This is a genomic window from Bacillus cereus ATCC 14579 (assembly GCF_000007825.1).
GTDB classification, from domain to species: domain Bacteria; phylum Bacillota; class Bacilli; order Bacillales; family Bacillaceae_G; genus Bacillus_A; species Bacillus_A cereus.
Window position 1 is genome coordinate 2,957,418 of sequence record NC_004722.1, and the last position, 18,908, is coordinate 2,976,325.

The following is an 18,908-nucleotide window of genomic DNA, read 5'->3' on the forward strand; positions in this document are numbered from 1 at the left end:
TTTTTAAATGGAAGCATTCTTCCCTGCTTCAATTTCTAATGACTCTTCATGCCACCAAAGTGTTTCTTCAGGGTCTTCTTTAGCGATTTGGTGTGCTTCTTTTTTCGTTTCTACTGTAGGATATGAACCTTTTAGCGCACGCCCTGAAGTTGTAACGAATAGTACACTAAATACAACTAATCCAATAATACTTACACCTGCTAAATAAAATGCCGGTGCGAGCGGGTTACCAGTTGCATGAACTAAGTATGAACATACAAGCGGTGTTGTTCCACCGAATATCGATACAGAAATATTAAATGAGATCGAAAGTGCTCGATAACGTACATCAGTGAAAAAGAGTGATGGTAATAATGAAGGTAATGTTCCTTCATATACACTTAAGAAGAAACCTAGTACGAAAATACCTGCAAATATAGCTGCAATATGTCCGTTACCTATTAGTAAAAATGCTGGAATTGCAAATACAGTTAAACCAAGTAAACCAATTTGCACAACGCGTTTATTACCAATTTTATCACTTAATTTACCGAAATATAGTGCTAGTGGAATCATAAGTGCCATCGTAATAGAAATAATTAATAAGCCTGTTGTTTCTTCGACTTTAAGTACTTGAGTTAGATAAGAAGGAATATACGAAAGAATCATATAATTTGTAATATTAAAGAAGGCGACAATTACTGTGCTTAATAAGAAGTCTTTTTTGTGATATTTAATAATATCCATGAATGAAAATTGTTCATTGTCTTCAGATTCCTCTTGTGCTTTTTCCATCTCTTCAAAGATTGGAGATTCATCTAGATGACGGCGTAAGTATAAACCGACCAAACCAATTGGTGCAGCTATTAAGAACGGAATACGCCATCCCCAGCTGAGCATTTGCTCATCTGTTAACAATAACATCAAAATGGTAACAATTACCGATGCAGCAATGTAACCTGAGAGTGTTCCAATTTCAAGACCACTACCGAGTATACCACGCTTTTTATCTGGAGAAGATTCTGCGATATAAACCATTGCTCCTGAATATTCGCCGCCTGTAGAGAAGCCTTGAATCATTCGGGCAACTAAAAGTAGTATTGGTGCCCATACACCAATTTGTTCATAGGTTGGTAGTAATGCGATGAATAATGTAGAAAGTGCCATTAAAATAATAGTAGTACTTAACACGATTTTTCGGCCGTACTTATCTCCTATTCTACCAAAGAATACACCTCCGATTGGTCGAACGAGAAAGGCTGCTGCAAATGTACCGAATGTAAGTACAAGTTGCAATCCACTATTATCAACACCAGAGAAGAATAATTGACTTAAAATTACCGCTAAATACGCGTATAATCCGAAGTCAAACCACTCCATTGCGTTCCCTATACCAGTAGCAATTACTGCTTTCCTGGCTTGTTTAGGATTAACAATATTAACGTCTTGAGGTTCAAAATTTAAATCATTATTTTGTTGCATATAATAAAACAGCTCCTTATTTAATTTAACTTCTTTAAGCACACCTTCTCTTATTGAATAAAATTAATTCGAAGCACTTAAGGAAAAGCAACGTCTCCTTATCTGTTATTATTATTTCACATAATTAATTATTTGTCCAATTAAATGCTCTTTTTATATAAAATTAAACCCTGTTTAACTTGTTATAGAATGACGTTCAGCTTATATAACACATACCTTTACACTACAAATGAAATTTTAATTTATTTATATCTATACGTTTCTGTAATTGCTTCCTTTAACCTAGAAATTAGTAACTTTTACTAAAGATTTGCATATATTTAAAAAGTGAACTCATTAGCTCGAATTTTGTCTTATTACATTCAAATATAGTATTATTATAGATTTAAAGGAGGGTGTTTTATGTTGGAAATAATACTTTTACTTGCTACTATTTCTTTTCTCTTCATTATTTCTGGATTTTTCATTACCTTAAAACAATATAAAGAAATAAAAAATATAAAGACTATATTAACTACCAAAAAAGAAAATGAGAAAACTACATCCGAAAACTCAATCCCTATGCAATTAGACCTGAGCGTTCTCAATAATTTACTGGCTTCTGGAATAAATAAAGGTACTAATTCAGGTAATGAAAATTCTAAGTCTGAGAAAACTAAATAGTCGTTACGTATTTAATAAAATATATATCTCCTATTTTATCTAATCTTATTAATAACTACCTCTGATTAAAAAGGAGACTACTTATGTGTAAAAATCCGATTTCTATTATTATTCGTATACAGCATAACATAAAAGTTTTACCTGAAATTTTGAAAGCCTGTGAACAACTACACCCTTTAGAAATCATCCTTACTATTAACGGATATATCGATGATTCCATTGATATTGCACAATCTTACAATTGTAAAATTATCACATTAGAAGAACCGTCAGAATTAAATAATTGTTATGTAATTGGTGCCACAAAAGCAAAGGGTAAGTACCTCTTATTTTTAGATGCAAATTACATTATCCAATCTTCCTTACTTACACAATTTCTTCAACCATTACTAGACGAATCAGCTGACATAGTATTAAACAATTTAGATGACTTTTTTTATCAAAAGCAAAAGCCAACTATAGAAATGATTTGGCAGCAGGTTACGAATCATTTTTTTCATCGTCCAGATTTACATGTTAACTCACTATTATTTCCTCCCTATGCAATAACAAAAGAGATTCTTGATGCAATTACTCCAGAAAGTTTATTAAATCCGATATTGGCACAAATGAAAATTATTAAAAATAAATTTCGCATTAGCAATCATTTTAAAATTTCTATACCGCAAATTCCCTCCTTCCCCTCAAAACAACTCATTCGTTATCACCTAGAAGCAATTGAAAATTGGGTAAATATATTACAAGATTCAAGAGGAAACTATACTGATAATAATCGAAGGCGAGATATTATTTTAGAACTTCAAAACGGCGAACAAAGAGCTATACCCAAAATAATTACAGGTAAAAAGTTTTATTCAAATACTTATGGAAATAAACAATTATCCATCATTATCCCTGTTCAAAATGAAGAAAAAACGATAGAATCTATCATTTTTGAGGTGCAGAAATTAAAACCTTTAGAAATCATCATTATTGTTAATGGATCAACAGATAAAACAGAGGAATTGGCGAAGAATTGCGGTGCAACAGTTATTACTTACAAAGAAGCACTCGGCATTGATACCGGACGTGCCGTTGGTGCATATTTTGCAAAAGGTGATATATTATTATTTATTGATGGTGATTTCTTAATTCCTAGTTCTGATTTATTACCATTTGTACAATCTGTTCAAAATGGAACCGATTTAGCTTTAAATAAATTAGAGCACTACTACATGTATCGTGTTCCTTATACTATCGTAACTGCATGTAAGCATGTTGTTAATTTAGCATGTAATCGAAAAGATTTAGGTATGGGCTCCACAACTGCTGTCCCTCATGCTTTTAGTCGAAAATGCATTGATACAATTGGGTTTGATTCTCTTCTTTCACCAACCTTAAGTCAAGTTAAAACAATTTTAGCAGGATTGCATGTACAAAATGTTCATTCTATCGACGTTGACAAGATAAATCGAGTTCGACCAGAAAAACACTTTTCGCAGGAAGGCTACCTTTCATTAGCAACGCAACAAATCATTGGTGATCATATAGAAGCAATTTCTTACCTCATCGAACAAAAAAGAAACACTGAATACTTTTAATTGTATATTCTTACCACCAAATAATATATAAATTCATTTTAAATATATAGCAAAATAAAAAAAGATGGTTGTAACCATCTTTTTTATTTTTACATTAGATCAAAAGAAAAGTAGCAGGCAGGCTTTTCATTTCTGTATCTTTCTTAAGAAGTTTGAAAATAGAGGCTTGTTAATGAAGAGTCAACACTTAAATCATCTTTTAGTGCAATTGAGAAACATGCAACTAATGGTAAAGTAATAACAATTGATCCACTAGGACTAATTACAATAGTAGGACTTGTCCCACATGTGCCTCCACAATCGACTACTGCATCAATTCCACTACCAGGGGTAATTGTAATTTTAAGACACACATCTAAACAAACATTATTCGTAGTACATGCCATTACTCTCCCTCCTTTCTTTTAACAATATATGCAGTTAATTAAATTCGGACACGACTCTCTTACTAAGTCTTATAAATTAGATGTTATTTTATTATTAACTGCATAGAAAATTAACGTTTTATTAAACTATCTAAATCAACTAAAAAACTCAAATCATCCTTTACTGAAATAGAAACACATGCAATAAACGGTATTACATTAAAATTAGATAAACATTCATCATTGCACCTTACGAATATTTCTGCCCCACCATTTGGATTGACTTTAGTTTCTAAAGAAATATGAAAACAACTTTTATTGATGCAAGACAAGATATTCCCTCCTTTCTTATATCTAATATCAATTTATCCAAAAATAAAAATACCGTTACAACTTTATTTACCCTTTACCTTCCATACTTAAAATAAAAAAGATAAAAGCTTCTTCATATATATAAAGAAGCCTTTACCTTTTAGTTACTTGTTCATTTACTATCAGTCAGTGAAACATGCTCTTCACTTGTACCTGAGCTAAAAATAATAAAAATTTTTGATTTTAGTTTCATTGCAATACTAAATATCGTCAAGTTGCATAAATGAAATGTTTAAGTTACTCATTCAATAGACAAATTTACCTTTTAAAATAAATCTTTAAAATCCTTATTCTTCAATAAATATGAAAGTCCTTCTAAATGATCCCCAGTAATTCTCAATACAGCTGGTGGATGTCCTATCGTCGCAAAATGCTCTTGTGGCCGAATACGATTTGGTTTCATTACATCTACAAAATGGACACATTCGACTTTATACCCTTCTAATATTGCCTTTACTTGTGCAACACACGCTGTGTGAAGAGTGTCCCAGCCAATTCCCTCTAAACATTTTCTACTAATAGCATGGGGAACAGCAATTGTAGATCCTACCCCTAAATCTTTACGGTTACAAGCAATATTCAACATATATTTATATAAACTTACAATATATAGAGGAAATCTAAGATTTAAATTTAAATCATTTAAAACCATATCAACACCATCCGCAACAGCTTGCGTTAACGGATGAAGATCTTTTGCTGGAATAGCAAAATCAGCATCAATAAAGAGAAGTATATCTCCTGTCGCTTCTTGTGCACCAATTGCCCGTCCTACATCATGCCCTAATCTTTCTTCATAAACAATTACTGTTGCCCCTGATTGCTTAGCAATTGCTTCTGTTTGATCTGTTGACCCATTAATGACAACAATTATTTCTTTCGGTTCAATTTTTCTTGCCTCAAGAATAACTTCTTTAATCGTTGATTCTTCATTTTGTGCTGGTATAATAATTGATAACTGTTTTCCATTATAAATAGAGGAATTCATTCCCCATCCTTTATGGAAACGTGAATAATTCTTTTGGTTTTTTAACTGCTCTATAATTTCTCTTTTTCTTCCTCCATCTGTATAATTACCTCTATCATCTTTTCGTTTTAACCAACTCTCCAAAGCTTTTATATTTTCTTTAATCTCATATACTTCTAATTTAGTTAATCCATTTTTATAGAACGAGGTTTTGTTTGCAGGCATATTATTCAAGGAGGTGTTAGTGATGGCTGACGAGGATTGTAGTCGCCACCCTTTCTCAATAAGAGTTACTTGGGACAGAATAGGGTTCTGCAAGATATCATATCCAATGTCTTCAATTGCTTTTTTAGTAATAGCATATGGCATAGATAACATCGAATCATATTTTAAATCCATACGCCCCAATACATCGTTTACTATTTTTCTATACACCATAGCAATGCTTGGCCATTCTACTCTCATCTTTTCAAAACAAACCGAGTCTATATTATTTAAAATTACATCCTGTTCCTTTTTTAGTATCGGTTCTATAAATCGTTCTAATTCTACCGAAAAAATAACATCTTCTCCATTTAAAAATAAGACTACATCACCATTGGCGACTTTTGCCCCATGAACTGGTGCTTTCCATTTACTTTTCTCCTCAATCACAACAACGTTACTTTCAACAAATGTTGGTATAGATTGTATCGCACTCATTCTATCATCAGCTACAATAATAATTTCTAGTGGTTTTATATGCTGCACTTTATTTAAAATTTGATTCAATTTTGATTTTTCTTCTCCTAAAACTATAACAACTGATAGGTCCACTTCTTTTTGTTCTTCTTTTACAGTCTGATTAGGTTTTACTTTTTTTATATATTCAATTGTTTCACTCTTCCCTACAGCTGCATGCCCTGCTTTTTTATCAAAATATAAGTCAATTATAATTTGATTTACTTCCGTGTCTTTATCAAGTTGCTCTAATTCGGAAATAAATGGTAGCAAATGATTTTGCACATCAAATTCACACGCGAAATTTTGCAAAAAATAAATATTCGGTACATATTTAATGTGATTAAAAAATTTCACAACATTAATTCTTTCACCAAATTTCTCTTCAACTTCTTCTCTTGATAAATTTGGATAAGACAAATCGAAAACTAGATTTATTGGTACAGGTATCCATTTTAATAAATTTGTTTGAGGATTATTAATGAAAGCTGTGGAGCCCTTAACGAATCCAGCTAAAATTAAAGACATAAATCCTCCCCCAGAACTGCCATAAAACAACACATTTTTCGAATCAACTTTTAACTTTACAAATACTATTTCTAAAATATTTGCTATATCTTGTAAATAAAATCTATTTAACTCTCCCTGTCCCCAACCTAAAGATAATTTTCCAAGATATAACGTAGGGTCATTATAATATATAACAGTATCTTCAAATTCATCCATCCAAGAATGTCGATGAAAAATAGGTGGACCAATTGGCTGTTCTTGAAACCCACCTGCTCCGGATCCAAAAACAATAGTGTTAGAAGCATCGGGCTTAATACGAATTAAAAATTCATACGTTACTTTATCCCAATCAACCTTGAGTATAAATGGTTCTGTAATTTGAAAATCCATTTGCCATAATTGTTCATATGAAATGTTAATTATTTTATACTGGTCTAACAGTTTAATCACCCTTTCCATCCATTTCGAGTTGTTCTATCAAGTAAGAGAGAGCTTCAACGTGATCACCAATGATTCTTAATACTGCCGGAGGATGCCCATTGTGACTTACATTCTCCATTAAACGAATTCTATTCGGTTTTACAACATCAACGTAATGTACACATTCTACTCTATACCCTTGTAATATTGCTTTTACTTGTGCAAGACTAGGGCATAGTAAGCTTTCCCAGCCTATTGCATCTAAACATGATCTACTCATAGCATGTGGAATTGCTACTAATGAGCCATTGCTTAATTCTGGACGATTATATGCTAAATTAAGCATATATTTTACGACGTCTACAACATAAAACGGAGGGTGTAACATCGGATTCAAATCATTTAATGCTATGTCTACACCAGCTGAAACTGCTTTTGTAAAATGATGCAAATTACTTCCTGAAACACTAAAATCACCATCAATAAATAAAAGAATATCTCCTGTAGCTTCAAGCGCTCCAATAGCACGTCCAACATTATGACCAAGTCGTTCGTTATATTCAATAATAGTAACACCAAGTCTTTTAGCAATATTAGCCGTTTGATCTGTCGAACCATTTACAACGACGATGATTTCTAATGGTTCTATTTTTCTCGCCTCAAGTATTACTTGTTCTATAGTCTCTTCTTCATTTTGTACTGGTATAATGACAGAAAGTTGCTTCCCATCATAAATTGAAGAATGCATTCCCCACCCTTGATGATAGGAAGGGTATCGCTTACATTCACCTAGTTTTTGAACAATATCTCTTCTTTTTCCTGCATCAGTAAACCCTACTCTTCTTCCTTTTTTCTCTATCCATTTAGCTATACCGCGTAAATATCTTTCTACTTTCTCTTTTTCATTTTTGGATAACTCTTTTTTTATTAAATATCCTCCTTCCTCTATAGTCTCATCTTTAGATAACGTATTGATTGCATATTGATCGTTAATCCGCCACCCTTGATTTACAATCTTCATATGAGATAGAACGATATCTTCCATATAATTAAAGCCGATATTTTCCACTACTTCCTTCGTAAGCGCATATGGTAACGAAAGTATTGAATTGCTTTTTAAATCTGGTCGACTTAAAATTTCATTTAACATTTTTCTCCATACAATATCCATATTTGGACATTTACCTATTTCTATCAATTTATCTATTTTATTTAAAACTACATCGGCTTGATTTGTAACAATTGGCTCAATAAATCTCTGCATTTCATTTGTGGATAATAAAAAATTACTATCTACAAATAACAATACATCTCCTTTTGCTGCCTTTACAGAAGCTTCATACCCATCATAATACGTACTATATTTACCCATCAAAACAATATGGCATTTATGTTTCTTTGCTATTTCATACAAATTACTTCTATCGTTAGGAACTAAAATTATAATTTCAAGAAGATTTAGCTTCCATATAGATTGAATTGACTCTTCTAATATTTGCTCTCTTTCACTGTACAAAATAATAACCGTTAACGATTTCATTACACGCCCCCTTTACATATCATGTGACATAAAATATTAAGTATTACCATTTCCTATGAATTTGCTACTTTATTAACATATTCAAAAGTGAATTATACTGTGTGAAAACAAACGTCTATTTTTAAAAATATAATTCTGCACTTACCTCCTTTCTCTTATCATTGTTTGTTACAACTCTCACCATAAAAAACAAAAAAAGTCCTAATTTCTTTAGGACTTTTTTAAATAAATTTATCAATATTATTAATTTTATATACTACCTTTTTCCATGTTATACCGCGATCTTTTGTAGTAAATATTTCTTTTTTATTACACGCCCAACCTTTACGCCGATTAAAAAAATGCAAACAAAATACATTTTTTAACAATGGATTACTTGATACTTTAATCCATTTTGCTCCTTTTTTTATTATTTGATACACACTTCCATTTTCACTATTTATAACCCAGCCATAATAGGAACTAAAAAACGAAACAGCCACTTTACTAGTATTTATTGTTTTATTTGAAATATGCCACGAATTCCCCTTATCAAATGAGTAATTCATTAAAAATACATCATCATTCTTTTTAGTTGGTATTACTAATAAGTTATTTTTATAGATTGCTTTATAAGCCATAGCAGTCCCATTATTAATTCCTTCAAGACTTGGAATATCTTTTATAGGATGCCAACTTTCCCCACCATTTATTGTTTTAAATACCGTTGATGTTTCATAATGTTTTTGTAATGAAATAAACCCAATTAGATCGTTTATAAATGTTATCCCTGAAATACTATCACTAATACTTATATTTTTTATTACTTTCCAAAATTTCCCTTTCGTTTTCAAATAGTATAAATTATGTTCAAATTTATTTGATGCAAGCTTTCTAGATAATACAATCCATATACTATCCATATTCGTAGCATGCAATTGTACTTGAACATCAGTCGATTTCTCCCAATCTTCTTCAACCGGTAAAATAAACTCACTCCACCTTTCTCCTCTATTAACTGTATAAAATATAGCTGGCAATAAATCGTCATTCTTTTTTGTTAAACCATATGCCCAAGAGCTTCGAGCGTTTATTGGATACCCAAATAATACAATTGAATTAAGAGGATTGACAACATCCCATTCTACTCCTCTATTTTGAGTATATAAGATAGCCTGCTTTTTATTTGTATATTGAATACTAGCCCAACCATATTTATCCGTTCTCATTTGTAAAGAAGTAAATTGAATATCATTATTTTCCAATATATCACCTCATTCTTATTATTTATATATTCGTATGCTATTATTTTCAAAACGTTCTATCATTAGTTATTTAAACCAACCGCTTTATCTACTATCTTTATACTTACTTTCCCTTTTCTTCACCACTCAAATATAACGAAATTCCTTCTATTTTTCCGTTATCATATACAAACGACTGTATTTTATAAAATTCAACTATAAAAAATGCACCCCAATTGTAAACTATCCCCAACAATTAGAGTGCACTTTATATAAAATATAGCTTTAATTTTTAAGCACTTACTACAGCAGCAACTTTATCTAAACAAATAATAAACTGATTGATAAATGCGTCAATTTCCTCTTTCGTAATAATATACGGCGGAAGTAATCGAATAATATTCCCTTTTGTTACATCGACTAACATTCCTTTATTCATTAGCTCAACCTGTAATTTCTTCACATTTTCATTCGTATCATTCAGACTAATTCCAAACATCATGCCAGCATGACGCACTTCCTGTATATAATAAGAATTTTCTTTCTGAATGTCTTGCAGTTTGTCATTCAAATATAGTGACGTTTCATAAGCTTCTTGCATTAACCCATCATCAAGTAATGTATTTAATACCGTTAAACCTAAAGCTGTTCCCATTGATGAATGAGCAAACGTTGTCCCGTGATCTCCTGGTGAAAATACATCACATAACTTTTCACCTACAATAATTCCTCCTAGCGGTATCCCGCCTCCTGCTCCTTTACCAATTTGAATAATGTCCGGTGTGATATTAAAATTTTGATAAGCAAATAGTTTTCCCGTTCGACCCATACCACTTTGAACTTCATCAACGACAAGAAGTACATTATATTTTTCACATAAATTTTGAACACCATGCAAATATTTACTTGATAAAGGATAAATTCCCCCACTGCCTAAAACAGGCTCTAGCATAATCGCAATTGGTTTTTCTTTAATAATGGTCTCCTCTAATTGGTCTATATTCTCACGCTCTACTTCGTATACAGGAATAGATGTTTTAGGGAAATTTTGATATACCTTTTCTTGTCTCGTAAAATGTAGTGCCCCTAACGTCCTCCCGTGAAAACTATCTTTTAACACAACTACTCCGTCACGCTCTTCATTCGCAATAGATCTATATTTATCAATTAATTTTAATGTCGTTTCTGTCGCTTCCGTACCAGAGTTTGTAAAAAAGACTTTTCCGCTTTTTAAAGTACACTCTACTAATTTCTTTGCATACTCAATTGCAACTGGGTTTAAGAAATGAAACGGTAAATGCAACGATTTCACAACTTGCTCCATTGTCGTTTGTACAATTTTAGGATGATTGTATCCTAGTACATTTACTCCTACGCCAGAAAATAAATCTAAATACTCTTTACCATCTACATCATATAGTTTACATCCTTCTCCTCTTTCCATTGCAACCTCTGTCCGACAATATGTAGACATCATATATTCTTTATCTAATTGAAACCAATCCAACATGTTAAATTCCTCCTAGTTATTTTTCCTTTTTTAACGTTTATTCTCTATATAATCGTTTATAAATTAAGTTTTAAGATTGAAATTTTAATAGTGGTTTTCTTCCACATTTTTTATTAAAACGTGTGCTTTCTCTTCCCGATATTCATTTTTCCATAATTTCTTCTATTTCAACAGGTCCACTACATATGTGTTTTTTTCATCTAGCGGTATGTTACTGCTTTGAACTTTGTATGTCATACATAATCGAGACTATAAAATCATATTTAGTAACAATCGACGAAAAAATTTGGAGGCTATATCGATGAATGAAAAATATGATAAACATAGGAAAGAATTATTAGAAGAAGACTTTAATAAACATCGAGAACTTACTGAACCAGCTAAATTTCACTCTCAAACAGTTGGTTCACGTGGACCCGTACTAGAGCAAGATAGTGTACTGCATGAGTCATTACAACAATTTATTCATGAAAAAATTTTAGAAAGACCTGTTCATGTAAAAGGATTTGGTGCGTTCGGTTATTTTCAAACGATATATTCGATGTCTGAACATACTAAATTAAGTTTTTTACAAAATTCTAATGAGAAAGTTCCTGTTATGGTTCGATTTTCGTTAGCTGTTAGTACGAAAGGAACACCGGATACTGCTAGAAATGTACGCGGTTTTTCTACAAAATTTTATACAAAAGAAGGCATTTTTGACCTTTTATGTAATCACATTCCTGTTTTTTCTGTTCGCGATCCGATGCGTTTCCCTGAAACGATTCAAGCATTATTGCCTTCACCTAAAAATAATTTAATAGACCCGAATAGATTTTGGAGTTTTGTCGCTAAAGCACCTGAATCTATTCATTTTGTTGTCCGTTTATACTCTAATAATGGTACGGCCAAAAGTCTTCGCCACATTCCAGGACATAGTGTTAATACATATGTATGGAGAAATGCGGAAGGTAATCGAAAGTATGTAAAGTATCATTGGTACCCGTTTGAAGGTGTACAATACATTACTAGTAAAGAAGCAATTAAACTAGCTGCCGAAAATCCTGATTATAGCGGGAAAGATTTATATGATGCTATTGAAAATGGTAAACCAGTGGAGTATGGTTTATACGTCCAGCTCATGGATCCGAAAGATGAAACGCACCTTTCTTATGATCCTTTAGATGACACAAAAGTATGGGATGAACAGACGTATCCTCTCATACCAGTCGGGAAAATGGTATTAAATAAAAATCCTGAAAATTTTATGGAACAAGTAGAAAAAGTCGCCTTCTCTCCTTCTAATTTGCTAGAAGGCGCTGAGTTATCAGATGATAAAATGCTGCAAGGGCGCGCTAACATTTACAGTGATTCACAAAGAAGAAGAATTGGTCCCGAATTTCGCAAATTAACGATTAACCAGCAGCAAGATTGGACACCTGCTAATCAAATTACAACCGGTGAAGGAAGGTACGTTGAAGGTAAACTTGAAAGAGCTTCTATAACGAAACAGGATGACTTTACACAAGCTGGTGAATTTTATACGAAGTTACAGCCAATAGAAAAAGAACATCTCGCTGAAAACTTAGCTAGTGATTTGAAAGTTATATCCGATGATATTAGGGAGATCGTTTTGGGGTATTTCAATCAAGTATCAACTGATTTGAAAACAAGCATTGAGACAAAAATGAAAGAGCATTAAGAAGATTAAAACATGCTTTACGAATGAGAATTCAAATCTATATTAATTATTTTCTTATCAAAATCCAATGAGGTTATTTAATTTAAAAATATAAAGCCAACATATCCCTGTTCTAATTAGAACAGGGATATGTTGAATTAGTTTAATGTTTAACATTAAATACTTTATTTTGCTAAAAAATGTAATAAGTAGCCTTTCAAAACAAACTATAGTAAACTATTTTACTTGTACCGTATAATTCCCTGTTCCACCACCATACTTATATACACTTAAGTAATATTTCCCTGGCTTTGCATTATAATTTCCAAGCAATTTGTTTCCATCACGTTTTGTTGCATAAGCTACATAATTATTTAAATCTGATTCAGAATATAATACCCAGTTCAGTCCAAGATTTTGTTCGTTCGTAACAGAAATTTGTAAATCTTTTTGATCCTTTACATCAATAACAAATTTATCCCCCTGATCTTGATTGCTCAAGGTTCCTCTTAACAAAATATTCAAAGATAGTGGGTTTGCTGTTTCAAATGAATTATTTGGTTCTTTTTCTACAGCCGTACCTTCTTCCGTATTCACTCCGCTAAACACAACATCATATTCAAATTGCCCAGCATTATTTACACGGTAATTTACAAAATAAGCAGTCAATGTTTTATATCCAGTCCACTCTTTTCCTGAAAGACGTTTCAACATATCATTTGTTGCTTCATTCATCACTTTCCAGTCCTCAACTTCTCCTTTAGCCACACTTCCTGTATATGTACCCTGTAGTGTAAATGTATTAAAGAATTGTGATGTATTCTTTGTTACTTTCACATCTTTTAATTTCGCTTCATTCGTAATATCTGAAGTAACGTCCGAAAGCGATTTTGGATCATGCTGAGTTAAATACTCATCTGATACTTGTGGAATTGTATACTTATCGCGATTATCAATAAGCATTTGCATATAAGATTGATATTCTTCATTTAACTGATTATCTTTGCTTAATGTAGCACGGTATGCATCGTAACTTGAAACATCATTTGCACGAATTAAATCATGTACTTTATCGAACATTTCTGGACGCTTATTATACATATATGATTGCAGTGCAAACGAATAATTATAAAAATCCCACGTTCCATATTTCGCATTTAATGTTTGTGATGCTGTATAACGTTTTGCAGGATCATTAGATAACCCACCAATTATACTTTTTCGCGGTACTACACTATCTAATCGCGTTGCACCTGCAAAGAACTCTGCATTCCCTTCTTCAAACCATGTTAAACGTTCATTTTGATACATTTCCCCTTGGCCCCATAATCCCTGAACTTCGTACCTTCCCTGTAAGTAGTGCGTAAATTCATGGCGGAACAATTCTTCCAGACTATAAATACTTTGCTCTGGTGTACGTTCATATGTAAAGAAAGTCCCTGTCCCTTCAATATAAATCCCACCATTATTCGTTTCATATCCGTACAGTTGACGATTAAATTGATACTCATCTGGGCTATTATAAATAACCATCGTTAACACATCATCAGCATGTCCACTTTTCAAGTGGTTTATCGCTACCAACTGTACGATAAAATTGAGAACGCACCTCTTTTGCCGCCCAGTATAGACGTTTAATTTTCTCTTCGCTAACTTTATCCCCAGCTTTAAAGACAATTGCACCATCATCAAACGTATACGTTTTCGGTAAATATTTCTTTTTACCCTCTTCTCGAATTTGATCTAAATTTACAGTTTTTCCATTCGCATCTATTCCTCCATAATTTGTAGTAATTTGTTCTGCCGCAACAAAGTATTGCTCTCCTAAATATGGATAAATTCGCATTGCATCTGTAACAACTTGTTGTCCTTTTGTGGGCGTGCTATGAAGCTTGCCCAATCGGCCAGCATAGTAAATTCCATTATTAATTAACCATCCGTTTTTATTTGTTACTGTACCAAGTAGTGCAAAACGATTTATTTCATTAATAAAGTTATCAATATTTCGAAACCACATCGTATCTTTTGGCTCTTTTCCAGTCGTGTACATATCCGTCTGAATATCAAAGTCAATTCCCTTCATCAACTCATATATAGCGTCTCCTTTTGTTCGGTCTTCAATGAAAGTTGCAAGATTATCGTTATATTGTTTAAAAATTTCACCTGCATATAAAACCGTTTCAACATCTGCTGATGCATTTCCAATTAATTTTCCATATGATGCAATTACTTTATTTTGTTCTGATGTACCAAGTTTGAAATTTGGATTTTTTGCAATTGTTTTTAAAGCTGGTAAACATTTATCATGGTAGCTACGCTCATTTAGTTTGCTTAATTCATCATGGTAAAAACCTAAATAAAACGCTGCACGTAGAGCTTCTACTAATGTTTCAATCCCTTTTGAATCATCTTGCGTATAAGCTTGTCCTTGTTCTGCTAGTTTATTAATAATCGCTTGCATTCGGCTATCATCTTGATAGAATTTAAGACTATCACTATTAAACTGAAATAATTCTGGAATTTGATACCATTTAATTGTCACAAGAAGATCAGTTAATTGTTTATTATTTAATTGATTTAACTCAGCCATCGAATACTTTTTTTCTTCAGCTAACGGCTTAATATTATCGGTTGGTGCTAGTGGACGCTGCGATAAATCCGCTAATTTTAACCGTTTTGTAAAAGATTCATTTTCTTGTACTTTTGAAGGGTGCGCCAATTCATCAACAGATTTCTGTATTCCTACCGGCTCCATTTGTAATACGTTCTTCACATTTTTCTCTTTTGTCTCTGCTTGAATTTGCAAACCATTACATGTTATTGTCACTAGTCCAACACCAAGAATCCACTTAGAAATTTTCGAATATTTAACCATACCATTGCCCCCTAGTTATTTAAATGAAAATTCAGAATTTTAAAATCAAAAAAACCACTTATTTGTATGTATTTACAGTTCCCCTATAAATACAACTATGATTAATAATGCAATAGTAGCTTGTTTTATACTATTACGAGTACAGATTCCTTACATACAATCTCCCTTCCTTACATGTAATACAAGCAAAAACCGTGCCAATCATATTTCTTATGAATAGCCAACATTCTTTTATAAATACTGTAGAATAAAATATACATAGGTGTTTCGGCAATGTATAAATCATTTGACACAAAATCTAATGTTTATGAAGAACAAATTCATTGAATGTTATAAATTCATTAGGCAGTAAATAATCCCCAATTATTAAATCTCTCAAAAAAAGGTAAACAAACATATTCCATAAAGCTAATATGTTCGTTTACCTTTTTCTATTTCAAATCAACAGCAAAATATCGTTGAATAAAAACAGCATGAATAAGTATTTTGTTATTCATTTCTCTTTTTCATATAATCTTTTTCACATTGCAACGGCTTAAATTTCACTTTTTTCCCTTTCTTCTTTTTCGTTTTTATAACGAGCCATTCCCCTTTTTCAACGTCTAGTTTTAGGCGTTTCATTACATTGATATTATCTTTTTCTTTATAAAGTAAAAATGCTTCTTGTGCCCTCACAAATAAGCTGGGCTGTTCGCTAAATCCACCACTATCATAAATTTTAGTTAGCGAATTATAATAAGAATCATTTTCCTTTCCACCATACATCAAATGAGCAGCCTCCAGATCTCTTTTACTTACTTCCCAAAAACTATGTTCATCAATATTTAAATTAAATGTGGATTTAATGTCCTGTATTATATTCTTCACATGCTTTTCATCTCTAACTTTTCTTTCTTCGAGACAATCCGAAGATAATTCTGGTGCATCTGATTGGGAATGTACAACGTGTTGTATCGATACACACAGAATAAATACGCTTAAAATGTAAAATATTTTTTTCATATTTACATATCACCTCAAATGATTTAGATACTATATCATTTGAGGCTTACAATATTCTTATGCTAATAATAAGAAAGATCCTATAAAATAAAATTTTTATAGGATCTTTCCTTTTAATATTGCTTTATCAAATTCACGGGCGGGGCAACTACCTTACTACTTTTCACATCATATAATCCTATAGGTGTTACTCGTATAAAAGGCAAGTGCGTCGCAGAAAAGAATAAAATTGTAAATGCTGGATCATCATGCGCGTAGCCACGCTCTTGTAGTAATTTCACCATCTGTTTCTCTTCCTGTATTAATTCTCTCATTTTTAAATTAGACATAATCCCGAGCAATGGTAATGCTATTTCGTGTAATACTTCATTCTTTTCAGCTATTACCATTCCCCCGCCAAGCTCTTTTACTCTACGAAAAGCTGTAAGCATATCTTCTTTTCTTTTTCCGATAAGAATGATGTCACCTGTACCAGAATAAGAGCTAGCAAGCCCACCTAGTTCTTTCGCAAAACCTTTCACAGCTATATTCACTTGCCAACTGCCATCACGAGCAATCATCATAAAGAAACATTCATCATGATCTGTGGACAATTCATCACAGTCTATATTGATTTCACTAGTGTATGGTTTTGTAATAACGTTATTTAATAAGTGTATCCCCGTTTTATTAGAGAAAATCATATCCTCTTTTTCTATGGACCAATCTAATGATAATGGAGTTACTTTATGTTTACTCCAGTCTATATGTAATGCTTCATGTGTATTTACACCGTCACGCTTCACCCATTTCCCCTTTGCAAGGACACTGATTGGTACTGGGTTTTCTTTACTTTCTAAAATATTGATATTAGCAATTCTACCTGTCGCAATCGAACCATGTACATGTTCCATATTATAATAGCGAGCAATATTATAACTTGCCATATCGTATGCATCTATTACTGGTACTCCTTGTTTTATCGCGGTAGAAATCATAACGTTTGTCATTCCATTCTCATAAAACGAAGGATGTGAGCCGTCTGTTGTAAAAAAGAATCTATCAAACTGCTTTACGCCTAGTTCCAACAATTCTTTCAGTATAACTTCTAAATCTGGGCGGATTGAAGAATTTCTTAAGGAAACAGTGTAACCTTGCATAAGACGAGTGAAAGCTTCCTGCCCTGTCATCGCTTCATGATCACAATCTGTACCTAACAGTTTTAACTTCGCTAAAGTCGTTTCAGATGCACCCGGAAAATGTCCTTCTACTTTCTTTTGCAATCGCTTCGTTTCCTGCACCCAAGTTAACATTTCATCATCGCCATGTAATAGTTTTGGCCATGCTGTTAGCTCGCCACCTTGAAGAACCGCTTCATGCTGCAGCCACTCTATTATTTCTTCACTATTAAACAAAGATTCCCCGTTTTGCAATTCAGTCTGTCCGTCAAAACGGCACCACCAATACATACTTGCTGGAATCTTATTGAATTCATCTAATAAACGAAATGCTTCTTCACGCTTTAATGTGAAAAATAAAGTTAAATTATCATTAATAAAAGTTGTTGTCCCAAACTGCATCGCATGATTCGCTAGCGTCTCTGGGTTATACAACTGATACGGATGTGCATGTGGTTCTATGTAACCGGGTACGACATACTTTCCTTCGCAATCAACAACTTCACACTCCGTTAATTGCTCTGGCAGCTGCTCCCCTACGTATACAATTCGATCATTATATATCCAAATGTTCGCTGTCATCCACTCGCGCATATAAGAATTTAAATATGTTGCATTCTTTAATAATATGTGTGTGCTTCTCTTACCATCTAGTACTTCAACATGTTCTCGTAATTGTTTATTACTCCATTTATAATGATTTTTCCCCATTGTATTCAACTCCAAATCAACTCATAATTATTTTGATTAAAACGAGTAATATTTAACTAACTAAAGTATTTTCCATTCATAACTCCCCTATTGGTGCCCCTATATCCTTCATTATATGTAAAAATTTAAAAAATAACAATTTTCAGAACTATATGCATACCTCTTTTATCCA

At 32.4% G+C, this 18,908-nt stretch carries 12 protein-coding genes and 1 pseudogene; 3 read left to right on the plus strand and 10 right to left on the minus strand.

Annotated features, from left to right (window positions below; all coding sequences use genetic code 11):
* Window positions 1–3: 3 nt before the first annotated feature.
* Entirely contained in the window at window positions 4–1,461 is a 1,458-nt protein-coding gene (locus tag BC_RS15015; RefSeq protein ID WP_001186921.1) for an MFS transporter, read from the minus strand.
* A 402-nt stretch (window positions 1,462–1,863) separates the two neighbouring features.
* On the opposite strand from BC_RS15015, the gene BC_RS15020 reads away from it, so the two are divergent.
* Both BC_RS15020 and BC_RS15025 read left to right on the plus strand, forming a co-directional pair.
* Window positions 1,864–2,124, plus strand: coding sequence for a hypothetical protein (locus tag BC_RS15020; protein WP_000889737.1), 261 nt, complete (start codon window positions 1,864–1,866; stop codon window positions 2,122–2,124).
* An 83-nt stretch (window positions 2,125–2,207) separates the two neighbouring features.
* On the plus strand, window positions 2,208–3,704 hold the full coding sequence (locus BC_RS15025; RefSeq protein WP_000335241.1) for a glycosyltransferase: 1,497 nt from the start codon (window positions 2,208–2,210) through the stop codon (window positions 3,702–3,704).
* 143 nt (window positions 3,705–3,847) lie between these two features.
* Here the strand turns inward: BC_RS15025 and BC_RS15030 are convergent, their stop codons facing one another.
* The 6 genes from BC_RS15030 to BC_RS15055 form a co-directional block, all read right to left on the minus strand.
* The gene (locus BC_RS15030; protein ID WP_000752474.1) at window positions 3,848–4,090 is read right to left on the minus strand and encodes a hypothetical protein; all 243 of its coding nucleotides are present in this window, start codon (window positions 4,088–4,090) and stop codon (window positions 3,848–3,850) included.
* Window positions 4,091–4,200: 110 nt separating this feature from the next.
* On the minus strand, window positions 4,201–4,401 hold the full coding sequence (locus BC_RS15035; RefSeq protein ID WP_001277646.1) for a hypothetical protein: 201 nt from the start codon (window positions 4,399–4,401) through the stop codon (window positions 4,201–4,203).
* A gap of 305 nt (window positions 4,402–4,706) precedes the next feature.
* Window positions 4,707–7,028, minus strand: a complete 2,322-nt coding sequence (locus BC_RS15040; protein WP_002195602.1) for a glycosyltransferase — start codon at window positions 7,026–7,028, stop codon at window positions 4,707–4,709.
* A gap of 52 nt (window positions 7,029–7,080) precedes the next feature.
* Complete coding sequence (locus BC_RS15045) at window positions 7,081–8,598, minus strand: glycosyltransferase (protein WP_000839297.1); 1,518 nt, start codon at window positions 8,596–8,598, stop codon at window positions 7,081–7,083.
* Between the two features lie 221 nt (window positions 8,599–8,819).
* On the minus strand, window positions 8,820–9,842 hold the full coding sequence (locus BC_RS15050) for a hypothetical protein (protein WP_000429608.1): 1,023 nt from the start codon (window positions 9,840–9,842) through the stop codon (window positions 8,820–8,822).
* A 271-nt stretch (window positions 9,843–10,113) separates the two neighbouring features.
* Window positions 10,114–11,331, minus strand: a complete 1,218-nt coding sequence (locus BC_RS15055; protein ID WP_000887931.1) for an aspartate aminotransferase family protein — start codon at window positions 11,329–11,331, stop codon at window positions 10,114–10,116.
* A gap of 301 nt (window positions 11,332–11,632) precedes the next feature.
* On the opposite strand from BC_RS15055, the gene BC_RS15060 reads away from it, so the two are divergent.
* A complete protein-coding gene (locus BC_RS15060) occupies window positions 11,633–13,012 on the plus strand; it encodes a catalase (RefSeq protein WP_001003614.1) in 1,380 nt (459 codons plus the stop codon).
* Between the two features lie 216 nt (window positions 13,013–13,228).
* Here BC_RS15060 and colA read toward each other — a convergent pair.
* The 3 genes and pseudogenes from colA to BC_RS15075 all read right to left on the minus strand — a co-directional run bounded on the left by colA (window position 13,229) and on the right by BC_RS15075 (window position 18,736).
* A pseudogene (colA, locus tag BC_RS15065) lies at window positions 13,229–15,866 on the minus strand (collagenase ColA).
* Between the two features lie 489 nt (window positions 15,867–16,355).
* The gene (locus BC_RS15070) at window positions 16,356–16,868 is read right to left on the minus strand and encodes a hypothetical protein (RefSeq protein ID WP_000719373.1); all 513 of its coding nucleotides are present in this window, start codon (window positions 16,866–16,868) and stop codon (window positions 16,356–16,358) included.
* Between the two features lie 113 nt (window positions 16,869–16,981).
* A complete protein-coding gene (locus tag BC_RS15075) occupies window positions 16,982–18,736 on the minus strand; it encodes an adenine deaminase (protein WP_000517627.1) in 1,755 nt (584 codons plus the stop codon).
* Between the last annotated feature and the right edge of the window lie 172 nt (window positions 18,737–18,908).

Coding starts and splice junctions, on each gene's coding strand:
- BC_RS15015 (WP_001186921.1), bottom strand. CDS start 1,461: ATGCAACAAAATAATGATTTAAATTTTGAACCTCAAGACGTTAATATT.
- BC_RS15020 (WP_000889737.1), top strand. CDS start 1,864: ATGTTGGAAATAATACTTTTACTTGCTACTATTTCTTTTCTCTTCATT.
- BC_RS15025 (WP_000335241.1), top strand. CDS start 2,208: ATGTGTAAAAATCCGATTTCTATTATTATTCGTATACAGCATAACATA.
- BC_RS15030 (WP_000752474.1), bottom strand. CDS start 4,090: ATGGCATGTACTACGAATAATGTTTGTTTAGATGTGTGTCTTAAAATT.
- BC_RS15040 (WP_002195602.1), bottom strand. CDS start 7,028: ATGGATTTTCAAATTACAGAACCATTTATACTCAAGGTTGATTGGGAT.
- BC_RS15045 (WP_000839297.1), bottom strand. CDS start 8,598: ATGAAATCGTTAACGGTTATTATTTTGTACAGTGAAAGAGAGCAAATA.
- BC_RS15055 (WP_000887931.1), bottom strand. CDS start 11,331: ATGTTGGATTGGTTTCAATTAGATAAAGAATATATGATGTCTACATAT.
- BC_RS15060 (WP_001003614.1), top strand. CDS start 11,633: ATGAATGAAAAATATGATAAACATAGGAAAGAATTATTAGAAGAAGAC.
- BC_RS15070 (WP_000719373.1), bottom strand. CDS start 16,868: ATGAAAAAAATATTTTACATTTTAAGCGTATTTATTCTGTGTGTATCG.
- BC_RS15075 (WP_000517627.1), bottom strand. CDS start 18,736: ATGGGGAAAAATCATTATAAATGGAGTAATAAACAATTACGAGAACAT.